We start from the raw sequence: 16,821 nt of genomic DNA on the forward strand, positions 1-16,821 counted from the left end.
ACCGCCGACTTCGCGCCAGGCTTACTCTTCCTTGCCGTCGTCGGCGATGCAGTAAAGATTTTCCGCCGTACGCAGGAAAATGGCGCCGTCCGCCATGGCGGGCGTCGACCACGCGAGTCCGTCCAGCTTGTTCTCTTGGACGACCTGCAGTTCGGGACCGGCGGCCAGCACAAAGGTCGTCCCCGTTTCGTCGAGGGAGTAGACGCGTTCGCCGTCCGTCCAAGGCGAGGCCCAGAAGGCGCGAGCTCCCGAGATGCGCTCCAGGTAGGCCGTTTCGCCCGTGCCCGCATCGACGCAATGCACGATGCCGCCGCGACGATCGAACAGGTAGAGACGTCCTGCGCAGAGGACGGGCGACGCCATCTGGATTCCCGATTCCGCGATCTTCCATGCGACATGTTCGCCAGTCGTTTCGTCGGCGGCGGGCGTGATGTCGCCTGACCCGCCTGGCTTCACGGCGAACAGGTAGCCGCCGCCGATGTCGTCGCCACCTTCGCGATTGCGCAGTTCGGTGCCGATGTAGAGACGATCTCCCGCCGCCAGCGGCGTCGCCGAGCTTCGTCCCTTCGACATATCGAGTTCCCACAAGAGCGCCCCGGTCGCCGGATCGTACGATCGGGCGGTCTGACCTCCTGCGACGATCTCCGCGCGAAGGCTGTTGCGCCAGACGATCGGCGAACTGTATTGCGACGTTTCCTCCCGCTTCGCCCGCCAGACTTCCTCTCCGCTCTTCGCGTCCAGCGCGACGAGGAACGACTGCTGCTCGTTATCGACCTGCAGGTAGAGCTTCCCGTCGTACAGAACCGGGGAACTCGACGTGCCCCAGCCAGCGCGCATTTCGTACTTGCCCAAGTCCTTCGACCACAACGGCTCGCCGTTCATGTCGAAGCAGTAGACCCCGACCATGCCGAAGTAGGCGTAGATCCGCTCGCCGTCGGTCGCCGGCGTTTCGGTCGCGTACGTATTGGAGCTATGCCGCGGCAGCGGCGGGCGACCTTCGAACGCCGTTCGCCGCCAGCGTTCCTCGCCGGTCGAGGCGTCGAGGCTCAGAACTTCCCAGCGAAACGTCCGATCGACCAGTTCGCTACGACGTCCGCCCCCTGCGGCCGCCTGAGGCGCCGCTTCTCCGTCGACCTGGGTCGCCGCGGTGAGGATCACCTGACCGTTCCACACCACGGGGCAGGACCATCCTTCGCCCTTGAGCGGTTTCTTCCAGAGAACGTTCGTCGTTTCGTTCCACGTCTCGGGAAGCTTCGACGCCGTCGCTCCGTCGGCGTTCGGGCCCCGGAACTGCGGCCACTCCTCGGCCCGGACGTTCGACGAACAGACGCCGAGAGTCGTCAGAACCAGGACGACGAGCGTTCGTGCATGCATAGTCGGCGAACCTTGACGATCGAAAGGAAGCATGAAAAAACGAAGACGCAGGAACGAGCACGCCCCGCAGTAGACTGTTCGCCCGGGGCATCGACAACTGCATCGACGACTAAGGGCGTCTTCTCCGGCGCGGGCGTCGGCGATGCGAATCGACCCAAGTCCGAGCGATCGTCGTTTCCGCGACTGCCTGCGGATTCGAATCTCGCCGTACGGATTACGCGCCGGGCGACGGCGGCAGCTCGACGAAGACCAGCAAGGGACCGACCTCCGATTCGATCGACGCTGCGAGCGTCGCCGCCGACAGGTCATGCAGCCGCAGAAGATCGGACGTCGGGCGGACGATCGGAATGGACAATCCGAAGTGGTACGGCGTCCCCTTCAGCATCGTCTTGGCCTGGCCGGCGATCACGTTCGCCAGTTCGCCGACGAAGTCCTCGATGACTTCCGCGCTCGCGGTCGATTCCGCGGGAAGATAGCGTTCGGCCAGACGCGAAGCAGTCTCGGTCGCGAGGATGATCGAGAGGGCGCCGGGGTTCGTCCGCGTCAGCTCGATCCGCGCCGAGACGTCGAAGCAGGACAATCCTTCGACTTGGAACTGCGGCGACGGAGCGGCGCTCGCTTCGGTCCGGGTCATCTCCTGAAGAGCCGTCACGGTCGAGACCGCGAACGCGTCAGCGACCTCCTGCCGGAGGAGGGGGGATCTTGCGAACTCGCTCATAAAGGGTCCGTCCAATGTAGTCAGGCCGAGACGCGCGTCAGGACTTCAAGCGGTAGAAGCCGGACTTCAGCGTTTCGACGCGGCGGAAAGATTCGTCCAGATTGTGCGTCGTTTCGGCGCCGCCCAGCAGCAGGTAGCCGTCCTGGCTGAGCGTCTTCGACACGCGTCCGAGAATCGATTTTTTCATCGGAACGTCGAAATAGATCATGACGTTCCGAAGAAAGACCAGATCCCACATCGGCATCGGACGCCAGGGCTCGGCGAGATTCATCTGCGAGAACGTGACCATGTTCCGCACCTGATCGTCGAGCCTCCAGGACGCCCCCTCCTGTCGAAACCACTTGAGCAGCATGGCCGCCGGCAGGCCGCGATTCACTTCGGTCTGCGAATAGAGGCCGCTCCGACAGCGTCGCAGCATTTCGTTCGAGATGTCGGTGGCGAACAGGTTGATCCGCCAGTCGGTAAGTTCCGGAAAGCGTTCCTTCAGCAGCAGCGCGATCGAGTAGGGTTCTTGGCCGCTCGAACTCGCCGCGCACCAGATATTCAATTGCCGACGCGACTGGCGAAGCGAGATCAGTTCGGGCAGGACCGAGCGATGCAGCGCCTCGAAAGGATGCACGTCGCGGAAAAACGAGGTCTCGGTGGTGACCATCGCTTCGACGATTTCGCCGGTCAACACGGCGTCGCCGGTGGTGCGCACTCGCTCGATCAGCGCCCCGACCGACTCCAGGCCGTGCAGTTTCGCGACCGGCGAGAGGCGCGACCGGATCAGGTAGTCCTTGCCCGCTTCGAGCACGAGGGCGCAGCGTTCGCGGAGGACCTTCGCGACGAAAGCGTAATCGGCTTCGGAGACGACCGCGTCAGCCACGACCGGCTCTCGCTCTTCGGGCGATCTCTTCCCCGATCGACGGAAGCGGCAGAATCGCGTCGGCGAGCCCGGCCCGCGCAACGAAGCCCGGCATGCCCCAGACGACGCTGGTCGCTTCGTCCTGCACGACGATCTGCCCGCCCGCCGCATGGATCGCCTGGCACCCGCGAAGCCCGTCCTGGCCCATCCCGGTCAGAACGACGGCCAGACAGCGTCGCCCGAAGAGATCCGCTGCTGATCGGAACAACGGATCGGCGGCGGGACGACAGGCGTTCTCGTGGGGCTCCTGATGAACTCTCGTCACGAATTGCGATCCGACTTTTTCGAGAACCAGGTGATAATCGCCCGGCGCGATCCAGGCCTTGCCGGCTTCGAGCTCCATCCCCGACGTCGCCTCGACGGTCGGGATCTTCGAATGCTTGCTCAACCGCTCCGCCAGCAGGTGCGTGAACATCGGCGGCATGTGCTGGACCACGACGATCGGCACAGGAAAGTCGGCCGGCAGAGCGGCGAACAACCCGGCCAGCGCGTTCGGGCCGCCGGTCGAGGCCCCGATAGCGACGAGATCGACGCGGTCGCGACGGGTCGCGGCTCGCGGATGCTCCGGAGACGTCGTATGCGGAATCGCCTGGGCGATCGGGCGCGACTTTCGCGAGCACAGAGCGCGAATCGCGGGAATAAGTTCCGTCCGGATCAGAACGCGCGAGCCTTCGAGACCGCCCGCGCCCTTGGGCTTGGCGAAGAAGTCGGAGGCGCCACGCGCGAGCGCGTCGAGCGTCGCCGCGGCGCCGAGTTCCGTCAGCGAGCTGAACATGATGACGGGGGTCTGCGGATGGGTCTGCCGCAGGTGCGTCAGAGCCTCCAGTCCGTCCATCTCCGGCATCTCGATATCGAGAATGACGAGGTCCGGATTCAGCTCCGCCGTTCTGACCAGGGCGATGCGACCCGTCTCCGCCTTGCCGACGACCTCGATATCTCCGGCCTTGGAGAGTTCCTCGGCGACGACGCGTCGGATGACGAACGAGTCGTCGACGATCAGCACGCGAATCTTCTGCATACGTCTCGTGCGTTTCGCACAGTCAAGGAGCGTGCCGGGCGATCGAATCGCGACCGTCGCAAGATCGACGACTTAAGACTCGAACGCTCCCATGAGCGAAAGCTTCGCCACGAGCACTTCCGGAGAGAAGGGCTTCATCACGTACTCGTCGGCGCCGGCGGCGATCGCCCGCTGCAACTGTTCGATCTCCGACTCGGTCGTCACCATCACGATCCGGACCGAGTTCCATTGCGCTTCGCGGCGAACGGCCTGAATGAATTCCAGGCCGTCCATCACGGGCATATTCCAGTCGACCAGAACCAGTCCGATGTCGGGATCTCTCCGAAGCGCTTCGAGGCCCTCCTGACCGTGCTTCGCTTCGTCGACGAGGAATCCCTGCTCGCGAAGGATCGCTCCGATCAGCATGCGCACGGCGCGGGAATCGTCGATCACCAGGGCATGCATGACGGATCCTCTTGATCGAGTCGTATCATCCTTCGAGCATCGAAACCAGCTTCAGCAGTTCCAGCGCCAGTCGCGCCAGCTCGTCCGCCGAAGTCTTCGTATTCGCGGCGCCTTCCGTCGTTCCCCGCGCCGCGTCGGCGACGCCCATCACGTTCTCGGCGATTTCGCGACTTCCGAGCGCCGCTTCCGCGACGTTACGTGCGATCTCCGACGTCGTCGCAGTCTGCTCTTCCACGGCGCCGGCGATCGCGGTCTGAATGTCGTTGATCTGACGAATGATCGACCCGATCTGGGCGATCGCGTCGACGGCGCCCTTCGTATCGGACTGAATCGCTTCGATCTTGCGACTGATGTCTTCGGTCGCTTTCGCCGTCTGTTTGGCGAGTTCCTTCACTTCGTTGGCGACGACCGCGAATCCCTTGCCGGCTTCTCCCGCACGGGCCGCCTCGATCGTCGCGTTGAGCGCCAGGAGGTTGGTCTGCTGCGCGATCGAGGTGATCACCTTGATGACGTTTCCGATCTCGGCGCTGCTTTCGCCGAGTTTCGAGACGGTCGCGTTGGTCTTTTCCGCCACTTTAACGGCTGACGTCGCGACGCGCGCGGCGTCCTGCGCGTTCTTGGCGATCTCTTTGATGCTCGCGCCCATCTCCTCCACGGCGCCGGCGACCGTTTCGACGTTGCGGCTGACCTGCTCGGCGGCAGCGGATACGACGCTGGCCTGAGAAGACGTTTCCTCCGAATTCGACGCCATCTGCTGGCTGACGGCGGTCAGTTCCTGCCCCGCGCTGGCCAGCGTCTGGGCAGTGCTTTCCAGCGACTTCTCGACTTGCTTGAGCTGCGTCACGTCGGTCGCGTATTTGACGACCTTGAAGGGCTTGCCGGCGTAGTCGAGGATCGGGAAGTACGACCCTTCGATCCAGACCTCGTTCATGCCCTTGGCGAACCGGCGAAAGCGTCCCGACTTCTTGCTGCCCGACGCCAGGTCGAGCCAGAACTTGCGGTACTCGGCGCTGGCTGCCTGGTCCGGATCGACGAACAGGCTGTGATGGCGACCCTTGATCTCGTCCAGTCGATATCCCATCGTCTGCAAAAACGCCGAGTTCGCGTCCAGGATGACGCCGTCCAGATCGAACTCCACGACCGCCTGCACCCGGCGGATGGCCGCGATCTGGCCCTCGTAGTCGGCGTTCTTCAGCCGATCTTCGGTGACGTCGGTCGCGTATTTGACGACCTTGAACGGCTTTCCCTGCTTGTCGACGATCGGGCTGTAGACGCCCTGGAGGTAGATCCGTCGCCCGCCTTTGCCGACGCGTCGGAATTCTCCGGAGACGCACTCGCCGCGATTCAGACGTTGCCACATGTCGCGATACTCGGCCGTGTCGACGGTCTCGCTGTCCACGAACATGCGGTGATGCTGCCCTTGGACGTCGTCCAGCGAGTAACCGACCGTCTCCAGAAAGATCTCGTTGGCGTTCGTGATCGTTCCGTCCATCTCGAATTCGACGACCGCCTGCGAATGCAGAATCGAGGTGATCTGTCCGGCGTAGTCGAGCTCCAGGCGCTGACGATAAGTAATATCCTCCCACGCGACGACGTAGCCTTGCGTCTGGCCGTCGGGTCCGATCATGGAATTGATGCGAGCCTGCAGCGTGACGCGCCCGAACGAGAACTCCGCCTGATGCGGAAGCGCCGCCGGATCGGTGAGCAGACTCTCGACGCGCCGCACGTCCTTGTGGAACGCGTGAATCGACGACCCGATCAGATCGTCGACGTCGACGCCGAAGCTTTCGCGGATCTCCGACGCGAGCAGGTTCAACGTCTGCTTGGCGCAGGGATTGATGTAGATCATCACGAACTCGGAATCCGCGACGAAGATATTGGACTGAACGCTGTCGAGCGCTCCGGCCGCCATCTTCAGCCATGCGGCCGCCGAGACTTTCGTGACCCCCGTCGCCGGTTTCGTCGCACGTTTCGCCATCTTCATCGATTCTCTTTCAGTTGCCTCGTGATGCGGAGGTCTCCGCGCCGGGTCGTTCGGTTCGAAGCCGCTCGATCTCGTCGAGCGAATATTGGTTCGAGGATCTTCAGTCGCGGATTGCGGGAAGCGAGACGGTGAGCGCCGGGTCGAGTATCACCAGCAGTCGCTCGGGCAACTTGTAGACGCCCTGAATCAGTTCCCGCGCGGCGCCTTGCAACGTTTCCGGAGGACGCTCGAACTGACGCTCCTCCACCTCGAGCACGTCGCCGATTTCGTCCACGAGCAGACTCACCGCGCCGTCGTCGGTTCGGACGACCACGTTCACGCACGCGGAGTCCTCGCTGCGGTCCGGCAGATCGAGCCGTCGACGCAGGTCGATCGCCGTGACGATCTGTCCCCGGAGATTGATCAGTCCGCGGACGGACGGATGCGACAAAGGTACGCGGGTCATCGTCTGGTAGCGCACGATTTCCTGAACGCTGAGCACGTCGAGCCCCAGATAATGGTCGCCCGCGAAGAAAGTGCAAAATTGACGGACGGCGGACATATCGGGAAACGGATCCTCAAGCGACAGGATGCGAAACGTTCGACGTCGCGTCGCGTACGATCGCGTCGACGTCGATGAACTCGGTGACCCGCTCCTGTACGACGGCGGTGAACGACACGCCGGGCCGGTTGGCTCGAGAACGAATGGGGATCCGTTCGTCGACGATGTCCAGGATTCTTCCGACGACGAGTCCGACGTGGTCTTCGCCGATCTCGCAGACGACGACCGGAACGGCATCGTCCCCTTCGACCGCGCGCGACCGGGTCTTCGGACGGTCCTCCGCGGCGGAGACCTGGCCGGTCAGACGTCGCAGTTCCCGGGAGACGTCGACGAGCGGCAAGATGCCGCCGCGATATTGAATGACCTGTCGGTCGCCGAGTCGTTCGAACTTCGACCGGGAGAACTCTTCGAGTCGCGTCACCCGTTCGAGCGGGATCGCCATCTGCCCGCCGTCGCAAGGTTCGAAACAGAGCAGCGAATGAATCTCCCCCTCATCCTTCGCGGGCGAACGCTCGCAGTCGGCCCGCGCCGAGTTCTTCGCGCCCGAGATCACCTTCGACCGCTGCGCTAATCCCAACACGTCCAGGACGAGCGCGACCTGGCCGTCGCCCATGATGGCCGCCCCTGCGAAAACGCCGATCCCCTTCAGTTGTTTCTGCAGCGGCTTGACGACGATCTCTTCAGTATCGCGGATCGCGTCGACGACCAGTCCGAACGGTCGATCGTCCGCGTGCACGACCACGATGTTGAGGTCGCGATCGCGCGGAGGGGCGAAGGCAAGCTGCAATTGCTCGTCGAGAAAGACCAGCGGCAGCAGGGCGCCTCGCAGGCGATAGACCGGTGCCCCCTGAACTCTCTCGATGCCGCGTGCGAGGTCGTCGGCCTCGATGCGCACGAGTTCCAGCAGGCTCACTTGCGGAATGGCGTAGCGCTCGTCCCCGCTGACGACGATCAACGCCGGAATGATCGCGAGCGTCAGCGGGATCTTGGCGCGGATCGTCGTCCCTTGCCCCGGAACGCTCTCCAGGTCGACGACGCCGCCGATCTTCTCGATGTTCGTGCGCACGACGTCCATGCCGACGCCGCGGCCGGAAAACTGGGTCACGCGATCGGACGTCGAAAAGCCCGGCAGGAAGATCAGGCGGAGTAACTCCGGACGCGACATCCGGGCGGCGGCTTCCGGCGAAACGAGATTCGCGGCGATCGCCTTGTCGCGAACGCGATTCGCGTCGATGCCCGATCCGTCGTCGCTGATCTCGACGATGACTTTTCCGCCTTCGTGCCGCGCGTCCATCCGCAGACGCCCCTCCTCGAACTTCCCGCGAGCGACGCGCACGTCCGGCGATTCGATGCCGTGATCGATCGCGTTTCGGACCATATGCGTCAGCGGGTCCCGGATCGACTCGATCAGCGTCTTATCGAGTTCGGTCTCCTGGCCCTCCATCTCGAAGCGGACCTTCTTTCCGCAAGCGAGAGCCAGATCGCGCACGATGCGCGGAAACTTGTTCAGCACGGTCCCGATCGGCTGCATCCGCGTCTTCATGACGCTGGCCTGCAACTCGGTCGTCAGCAGGTTCAGCCGCTGAACGGCGCCCAGGAAGCCGTCGTCTTCATGCGTGTCGCTGTACTGCAGGATCTGATTTCGGGCGAGAACCAGTTCGCCGACCAGCGTCATCAGGTTATCGAGCACGCCGACGTCGACGCGAATATTGGAATCCGCGACTTGGGACACCCGCGGTTCGACAGCCTCTTCCGTCATCGTCTCCGAGGTAGCCGCGGCGATCAACGCGACGTCGTGAACCGCCGTTACCGTCGGCGCCGGCGGGGCGTGTGGAGCGGCCGGTCCGGCGGCAGTCTGTCCGGCCTCAGGGATCGAATCGACGATGGGTTCGCTGTCCGCGAGCGATTCGTCAGAAGCTCGGCGATCGTCGTTCGTCGGCGGAGTCGGCGCCGCGGTAGCAATTGCAGGCTCCGCCGGCGGGAGCGATCGCTCCGTCTGCACGGCCTGTGCGACGGCGGCCTGAGAACCGGCGGCCTGAGACGATGCAGACTGGGTACGCAAGCGATCGAGTTCGGCCTGCAATGCGGTGTAGTCGCCGGTGCCTTCTCCCCCGTCCGCTTCGATGCTGGCGAGGATCTCGCGCACGGCGTCGACTGTACGCAACAACGCGGTCGCGATCGTCGGATCGAACAGCAGGTCGCCGGATCGCAGTCGGCTGAGCAGGTTCTCCGCCGCATGCGCGACCGCCTGGAGCTTCTCGAGCCCCATGAAGCCCGCGGTGCCCTTCACGCTGTGCAGGGTGCGAAAGACCTGGCCGAGCGTGCTCTTCTCGGTCGGGTTCTTCTCGAGCGCGATCAGATCCGAATCGAGCAGCAGCAGATTCTCATGCGTTTCCAGCAGGAACTCGCGAAGAATGTCGTCGTTGGAGGTCGCCATCTGGTACTTCTCGCCTGCATCGAGCAGGCCCCGTAACCGCGATTCTTCCTCCTCCGTGGCGTGACGTACGACGAACAGCCGATCTGCGCGTCCGGCCCGTTGCCCTGATCCGACGATCCCTGCCCGCAGAACAGCGAATCCTAGAACAGCGAATCGAGAAGCGGTCCGACCTCGTTCGGTCGAAACGCCTTGTCGAGAACCGCGAGGGCGCCGAGCTTGAGCACGACGTCGAGCGCCGCCCGATCGGTCTCGGACGTCACCATGATAATTGGAATCCCGGCCGTCGCCGGATTCTGCTTCAGGTAGCTGACGAGCGCGCGCCCGTCCATCAGCGGCATGTTGTAGTCCGTTACGATCAGGTCGAAGCCTCCGTTCGAGGCGATCGCGATCGCATGGGCGCCGTCCGGAGCGTCGACGAACTGCGAAAAACCGAGCCCTTCGAGGACCGTTCGCACATGGATTCTCGCGACGCTGCTGTCGTCGACGATCAGAACCCGCAATTCGCTGCGATGCGGTTTCGCGGCAGCCGCGCGATCGACGGCGGACGCTCCGGCGACCTTTCGCGGTCCGGACGACGAGGCCGCGACCAGTCGCAGGGCTTCGTCCATTTGAGGCGCAGTGAACGGCTTATGCAGCAGTCGCACCCCGCTCAAGTCGCCAAGAGAAACGGAGGCCCCCTCGTCTGATTCGCTTGTCACCAGTAGGAACCCCGGCGCTTCGTGCCCGATCTCGGAGACGATCTGCCGGGCCAGTTCTCCGCCGTCGATGTCGGACAGATGCATGGCGGAGACGACCGCACGCGGACGATATTCGCGCACGGCCGCGAGGGCAGCCTGACCGGTGGCGACCGTCGCGACGACGACGTGCATCCGTTCTTCGAGCAGGTTCCGGATAATGGACGCCTGAACTCGCGACGGCTCGACGACCAGCACGGTCGTCGGCGATATGCCCGGGACGATCGCCATCGTCGCGTCGGGAATCTGCGCCGTCGCGATCGTCGATCCTGCCGCGGTCGCGACGAACGTCGGCGGCATCTCCATCGTCGCTTCGGTCGGAACCCGCGCGGCGTCGTAAGGACCGAGCGACTGCGCGATCGACTGGAGTTCGTCGACCACGTCGACCATGCGCTGCAGGCGCGCCGCCGGCTCCTTGGCGAGCATCTTCCGGAACAGGTCGTCCAGTCGCTGCGGAACTTCCGGGCGGATCGCCGTCAGCGAAGGAATCTCGCCCTGGCGATGATTCATCAGCACGGCCATGAACGACGTTCCCGCGAACGGAGGTCGACCGGCGAGCAGAAAGTACAGCGTGCAGCCCAGGCTGTAGATGTCGGCACGATGATCGATCGTGGTCGCGTCGTACGCCTGTTCGGGAGGCATGTAGTCAGGCGTGCCGATCACCCCGCCTGCCATGGTCACTTCCGTCCCTTCGGCGGCCCCGTCCGCTCCATGGTTCAATCGGGCCAGCCCCAGGTCGGTCACCTTCACCGCGCCGCTGCGATCGAGCAGCAGGTTATGCGGTTTGATGTCGCGATGAATGATTCCCTGAGCGTGTGCGTAGGCCAGGCCCCGAGCGGCCTGAAGGATGCACTCCACCGCCCGCGAGACGACGAAGCGTCCTTCGCGCTTGACGGCGACCGCCAGATCGACGCCGTCGACGAACTCCATCACCAGAAAGTGACCGATCTCCGCCTCGTCCGCGTCGTACGCCATGACGACGTTCGGGTGTCCCAGGCAGGCGATGGTTTCGACCTCGCGCTGGAACCGTTTGACGAAGATCAGGTTGGCGGAATGCTTCGGCGACAACACCTTCAGCGCGACGATACGTTTCATCCGCCGGTGCCGGGCCTTGAACACGGTCCCCATGCCGCCCGCGCCGAGCCGGTCGAGGATGTCGTAGTTGCCGACGCGCAACTCTGCGGCCCGACCCTCCTTCAATTCCCCGTATTGAAACGGCGTCAGCCATCCTTCCTGCGTAAGCAGGCGTTCCAGCGCCTGCGAGTCTCCGTTCGCTCCCTCGAACGCGGCCGCGATTCGATCCGTCGGTAGCAGTCCGCTCGCCTCGACGCTTTCGCGGAGACCTTGCAGCGGATCGAGCGCACGCGGCGTTAGCGAATCCATGAGCGATGGAAGCCGTCGATGTAAGAATCATGGGAATGGAGGCGCGAAACGCCCCTCCGTCGGAGACTCGCTGCCGGAAATCGCGCTCGGGAACTCGATCCCGCCGTCGGCCGATTTTCCAGGCGCCGTGATCCCCATACCCCTGATCTTACGCCAGTTTCGCGCCGCCGCGCCGTGGAGATTGGTCGGCAGGAAGAGTTCTTCGCCCGCGATTGCAGGAGCGCAAGGCGAATTCGGCCCGCCGGCGATCGTGACGTTTCTGCTGCTGGGAATGCTGGCGGAAGAATACGGGTTCGGAAGCGATATCCCGACAACATCCGAAAATGCCGATGCGACAGTTGAGCCTGTCGCTCGGCAGGTTCGTCGCATCGACCGACGCTTCGGCGGTCTTCGGCGCCGAGTTCAGGCACGATGCTCCGACGTTTCGAACCCGCTCCGGACGCCGCTGAATCGTCGAAAAACTACTCGACGGTCGCATTCGCCGCAGGAGGGCACGCCAAATCCGCGGAGGAAGGTTCCGTGGCACGCACGGGAACGCGGCGCGTCAGATCGTACCTACCGCCGTCGGCGAGTTCAGTCACGACGATCTCGCCGTTCGGCTCTTCCGCAGCGGCGAAAAAGAACGCGTGGGAGCGACCGACCACTTCGGCGATTTCTTCGTGAACGATGATGGCCGTCGCTTCGTCCAGGCCGATGCCCAACCACGCAGGGTATCGCTCGACGAGGTCCAGCATGTCCTGCCGACGGTTCCGCTCGCTGAAGTGTTGATCGACCGCCGCTCCCGGCAAGAAGCCCAACCCTCGCTGGTAACCGTCCGCCATGACGTCCAGGTTTCCCAGCGGATTGCCGCGGGCGAGAAACTCCGCCTGAATCGACGCCCCGGCGGAACTGCCCATGATCACGCCGCCGCGGGCGAGCAATTCGTGCATCAGTTCCTGGGCCTTCGTGTCGAGATAAGCGTCGACGAAGCGCCATTGCCGGCCACCGCCGAACCAGATGCCGGTGGCATTCTTAAGCGCGGCTAGATACTCCTCGCTTTCCACCTTGTCCAAAGTGCGTTCCGGCAGAACCGTCACCGTCTTCGCGCCGAGTTTCGATAGCTCGTCGGCGATGCCGTCTTGCTCGGGAATCGGATCGGGCATCGCCGTGGGCAATACGACGATGTTCGCCTCGTTGCCTCCGGCCAGATCGACGAAGCATTGCATGATCCCCTCGGGCATTCCGCCGCCGCCGATCAGTATCAACGTGCCGCCGGCCACTTTCGTGACGGCAGGCTTCGATTCCTTCGGATAGTTCTCCATTCCGTCGCGCGCAGCGCGGCGAAGCGCCACGAAGTCGACCGCGTCGCTCTCCGACGTCAGCGACATCTCGACGAGCGATTCGTCTCGTCCCGCGAAACGGCTGACGCGAAGCGCTCCTTCGCCGACCGTTCGAATGAGGCGACCGCTGACGACCATCGTCGCTCCGGCGTCCAACTCGTAGCCGATACAGTAGGGTCGTTGTCTGAGAACGCTCTCGATGCGCGAGGAAGACTCGCTATCGGACGCGAGCAGGTCGACGATCGATTCCGGCAGGATCGCCAGGGCGTCGTCTGCCAGATCCTTCGATCCGTCCGCAGCGAACGCCTTCTCGGCCAACAGCATGGCGCCGTCGCCGGCCGCTCCGACAACGTTCCCGTTCGCGACGAACTTCGCGAGACTCTCGCGCGCCTGCGACTGTTGCGTCAACTTGACGAAGCGGTCGCGGTTCGAGCCTGCGACCCAGACGGCGGTAGCTTCGTCCAGAAGCTTCGGCCAGTCGGCGTTCGAGATCGCGTCGTCGGAATTCATTCGAATGACGCGCAGTTCCGCGAGGTCGCTCTTGCTCCACTCCGCAAGCAATCGCGCGGAGGTCGCCTTCGTCGATTCGTCGTCATCGAGCGTCAGCACCACTGCCCGAGCCGCCTTGCCCTGAGCGAGGCCGATAAAAGTCTCGATCGCGGCATCGGATACCTCGCGACCGGACATCACGAGCGAACCGCCGATGCCGACGGGATCGATTCGCGGCAACCTGGCTACGCGATCGGCCCTCCACTTCGACGGATCGGGTAAGTCGACGACCGCGAGCCCTTCCGGCAGCGGTCGATCCTGTTCGAGGAGCCGCCTTGATTCCTTGAGGGCGAAGTCGACGTCCATGAACGGCTCGTAGCCGACGTCGCGCCAGACCACCTGACCTTCGCCGTCGATCAGGAACGTGCCGTGTAGGGGCGTCTGTTCGAAGTCGTCGAACGCCCGGTACGCCTTGAATACGTCGAGCTGCGCATTCGACAACAGGGGAAAGGGCATTCCCCCCTCGTAGTTGTCGATCGACAGTTTCAGGTCCTCGTCGCTATCGGTGCTGATACCGACCAACGAAATACCGATCTCTTCGAACTCGTTTACCCTGGGAGCGAACGCCTTCAATTGTTCGGTGCAGTGAAGGCAACCCTGGCCGAGGTAAAAGATCACGAGAACCGGTGACCCCCGATATTGGGCGAGGGAGACCTCGTTACCGGCGTGGTCTTTCGAAATCCATTCCGCCGCCGGGCTCGGCGACCAGCGGAAGGGCCCGATGGCGTCGAGCTCCGGACGCTCGCCGAAGTCTTCCGGAGGCGAATACGAGAGGCGCCAATCTGACGGGAAGCCGAGTTCCTCTGCCACGGCGGTCAGACGGTCGAACGGCGCGGCGCCGAACTGAATCGAACCGGAGAGACTGCGCAGCTTCTCGAACGCCGCTTTCGCCCGTTCCTTCTCTTCGACCGCCCAGAGGATTTCAATCTGCGCCGCGAGAGCTAGAACCTCGTTCTCGCGATTCTTGACTTCTTCGTCGATCGCTACGAGAGCCGCGTCTTTATCGCCGGCCAGCAGTCGCACGCGCGCGGTCGTCGAGGCGTCCTCGCCCGCCTCTTTCAGTAGCGGCAAGGCCTCGTAATAGTCGCCGTATTCGACGAGCAGATGGCCTTCGACAGCGGCCATCGCTTTTTTCAGGCGCTCGACCGGATCTTCGCCCGAACGCTTCGGCTTCCTGGGCGGCTTTTTGTCCTCTTTCTTCGCCTCGGCGACCGCCGCTTCGTGCTTGTCGGCCGACTCCTTCGCCTTCGCCTTTTCAGCGATTAACCGCGAGTGCAAGTCAGCCAGGATTGCGTCGACCTGATCCGTTCGATGCAGATGAGCGAAGGCGATGCCGCGATCCTCCAGACGGCGGACTTGTTCGACCGCGTCGTCCGTCGGCTCCAGGAAAGCGCTGTCCGTCAGCGAGACGAGGTCGGACCAACGTTCGTATCGTTTGAGGACCTCGAACAGTCGGGCGCGGCCGAAGTGAGCGCTCTTGCGGCGATCGATCGTGTTGAACTTCGGATGACGAGGCAGTTCGATCATGTTCTTCGCCAGATCGATCGCGTCTCGCCACCGCCCGACGTGGATCAGATTGCGGATCAGCCACTCGTTGTTGTGCGCGAAGTTATGGATCTCGTCAGGCATGACGCGGTCGCGCATCATGTGAGCGTGGTCAGTACGTGCGGAGGCTTCCTGCTGCCAGACGGCGTCCTCGTAACGCTTCAGCCGCGAGTAGATATGTCCTGGCATGTGCCACATATGGGCGATCGCAGGAGCGCTGTCGCCGGCGGCTGCGGCTGAACCGAGGGCTCGCTTCGCATCCTCGGTATCCCACAGGTGAATGACGTAGTGGTGCACCGGATGGGACGGCTCGATCGCCAGAACCTCCTGGAGCGCCGCGTCGACTTCCTCGTGCTTCTTGCCCGCGTCCTCGCGATGCTTGTACATCGCGTAGCCGAGCCAAGCCTTGGCCTCGAGATCGTCGGGATAGCGTTGAACCAACGCCTGAAACGCGGCGATCTGGCGTTCGGCCTTCGCTTTCTTGTCGCCTTCGCCGTTGACGAAGTCGTTCAGCGCGTCGATGTACATCGCTTCGCGTTCAGACGCGTCGCCGCGACGTTCCAGGGCCTCTTTCAGAAACTCCTTCGCTCGCTTGCCGTTCTCCGCATTCGCCATCGCCATCCCCCAGTAGCAAATGGCGCACTCGGGATCGAGCATGGCCGCCTGGCGAAACGAACGTTCGGCCTCGAAGTACCAGAAGCCATGTAACTGCCCGATCCCCTGCTCGACGAAGTCCTGGACTCCAGGCACGGCGCTGGAGACGTCGAAGCGAATCGGTCCGGTTCCGCCCATCAGATAGGCGGCTTGTCGCGGTCCTTCGTTGAAGGCCTCGCCATGCTGCGAATGGCCGGCCGTCAGATCATCGCCTTTGATCGCCTCGTCGTCCTCGTGCGCGCGGGTCGTCGCCGAGACGAGCGACAGGCAAAGCAGAGCCGTACTGCGCATCCAGGGGAACAGCTTCGCCATGGACGGTCCTTTCGAAGTCGACGCTATTCAGCCGACGCGAGGAAGCGGAAGCGCGAGGCGGGGGAAGGGGCGTCAAATACGCCGTGCGGTGGGTTTGAATTGTAGTCTGCCAGCATGCGGTCGATCTTCGCCTCGATGCTCGCAATCGAAAGAGAACAAAGTGTTGACGGCGGTCGAAAACGGCGGCTCGGGAGAGGTTGGCGGCCGATCGAAAACGACAGCGAGCAAGCGTGCATTTCAGCTGAGAGGCAGGATTGGGCGTTAGCCCCGATCCTGCCCCGATTCGATGGAAGGCCAAGGATTGAGCGCCGACATGTAGCTTCGGAAGAAGGTCCGCCGGCAAGTTTTTGACCGGCGAGATCAGCCGCCGCGAGGCTTGCCGTCGCTATGGACTGCGGTCGAGCGGACGCACCGGATCGATCCTCGGGCATTCCGACCAGCAAGCACGACGAACTCACGGCGCGTACGTGTCCAACCGCAAGTCGCGGAATTGTTCGAGAAAGGACCTGCGTCCGATTGGCCTTGGCCGGGGTCTTCCTGGCCCAGTTCTGAGCGCGGCTGCTGTACCAAACGAAAAGCGGCGTCTCGCAACTACTGTGCGAGACGCCGCTTACGACGATTCAAATTCTACTTAAGCGGAGAGGACAGGATTCGATCGACCCCTTTCCGCAAGTGCAGCACCGACAGGCAGTTACGTCGCAAATCCCGAAGCGGCCGGACATTAGCATCTGACATGTGATGACATTGGATGACACGTATTCTCAGCTAATGACAAATCGTTCGTCTCACTGAGACGAACTTGCAGCTCGCCGCGATTGCATCTCGCGGCCAATTGGCGACGTAGTTGCCTCTCGTCGACGCATCCTCTCTCTGCGAAGACTTGCTCAGCCGGCGCGAGTCGG

The 16,821-nt window shown here is 63.4% G+C and carries 10 protein-coding genes; all 10 read right to left on the minus strand.

The annotated features are described in order from the left end of the window. Nucleotides 1–21: 21 nt before the first annotated feature. The 10 genes from SH602x_RS18230 to SH602x_RS18275 all read right to left on the minus strand — a co-directional run bounded on the left by SH602x_RS18230 (nucleotide 22) and on the right by SH602x_RS18275 (nucleotide 15,919). Entirely contained in the window at nucleotides 22–1,374 is a 1,353-nt protein-coding gene (locus SH602x_RS18230; RefSeq protein ID WP_479473677.1) for an outer membrane protein assembly factor BamB family protein, read from the minus strand. A 214-nt stretch (nucleotides 1,375–1,588) separates the two neighbouring features. Continuing rightward, on the minus strand, nucleotides 1,589–2,092 hold the full coding sequence (locus SH602x_RS18235; protein ID WP_479473678.1) for a chemotaxis protein CheX: 504 nt from the start codon (nucleotides 2,090–2,092) through the stop codon (nucleotides 1,589–1,591). A 37-nt stretch (nucleotides 2,093–2,129) separates the two neighbouring features. Further along, nucleotides 2,130–2,960 (minus strand): CheR family methyltransferase, encoded by an 831-nt coding sequence (locus SH602x_RS18240; RefSeq protein ID WP_479473679.1) that lies wholly within the window; start codon nucleotides 2,958–2,960, stop codon nucleotides 2,130–2,132. Continuing rightward, nucleotides 2,953–4,017, minus strand: a complete 1,065-nt coding sequence (locus tag SH602x_RS18245; protein ID WP_479473680.1) for a protein-glutamate methylesterase/protein-glutamine glutaminase — start codon at nucleotides 4,015–4,017, stop codon at nucleotides 2,953–2,955. Before SH602x_RS18245 ends, SH602x_RS18240 begins: the two co-directional genes overlap by 8 nt. A 72-nt stretch (nucleotides 4,018–4,089) precedes the next feature. After that, complete coding sequence (locus tag SH602x_RS18250) at nucleotides 4,090–4,461, minus strand: response regulator (RefSeq protein WP_479473681.1); 372 nt, start codon at nucleotides 4,459–4,461, stop codon at nucleotides 4,090–4,092. A gap of 25 nt (nucleotides 4,462–4,486) precedes the next feature. Continuing rightward, nucleotides 4,487–6,445: a methyl-accepting chemotaxis protein gene (locus SH602x_RS18255; protein ID WP_479473682.1), complete on the minus strand. Its 1,959-nt coding sequence runs from the start codon at nucleotides 6,443–6,445 to the stop codon at nucleotides 4,487–4,489. 100 nt (nucleotides 6,446–6,545) lie between these two features. Next, on the minus strand, nucleotides 6,546–6,986 hold the full coding sequence (locus tag SH602x_RS18260) for a chemotaxis protein CheW (protein WP_479473683.1): 441 nt from the start codon (nucleotides 6,984–6,986) through the stop codon (nucleotides 6,546–6,548). A gap of 16 nt (nucleotides 6,987–7,002) precedes the next feature. Next, the gene (locus SH602x_RS18265) at nucleotides 7,003–9,423 is read right to left on the minus strand and encodes a chemotaxis protein CheA (RefSeq protein ID WP_479473684.1); all 2,421 of its coding nucleotides are present in this window, start codon (nucleotides 9,421–9,423) and stop codon (nucleotides 7,003–7,005) included. A gap of 140 nt (nucleotides 9,424–9,563) precedes the next feature. Continuing rightward, the gene (locus SH602x_RS18270; RefSeq protein ID WP_479473685.1) at nucleotides 9,564–11,540 is read right to left on the minus strand and encodes a protein kinase domain-containing protein; all 1,977 of its coding nucleotides are present in this window, start codon (nucleotides 11,538–11,540) and stop codon (nucleotides 9,564–9,566) included. A 461-nt stretch (nucleotides 11,541–12,001) separates the two neighbouring features. Beyond that, nucleotides 12,002–15,919 carry a Type 1 glutamine amidotransferase-like domain-containing protein gene (locus SH602x_RS18275; protein WP_479473686.1) on the minus strand — a complete coding sequence of 1,306 codons (3,918 nt, stop codon included), beginning with the start codon at nucleotides 15,917–15,919 and terminating at the stop codon, nucleotides 12,002–12,004. Nucleotides 15,920–16,821: the final 902 nt, after the last annotated feature.

This window comes from Lignipirellula cremea (assembly GCF_056501455.1).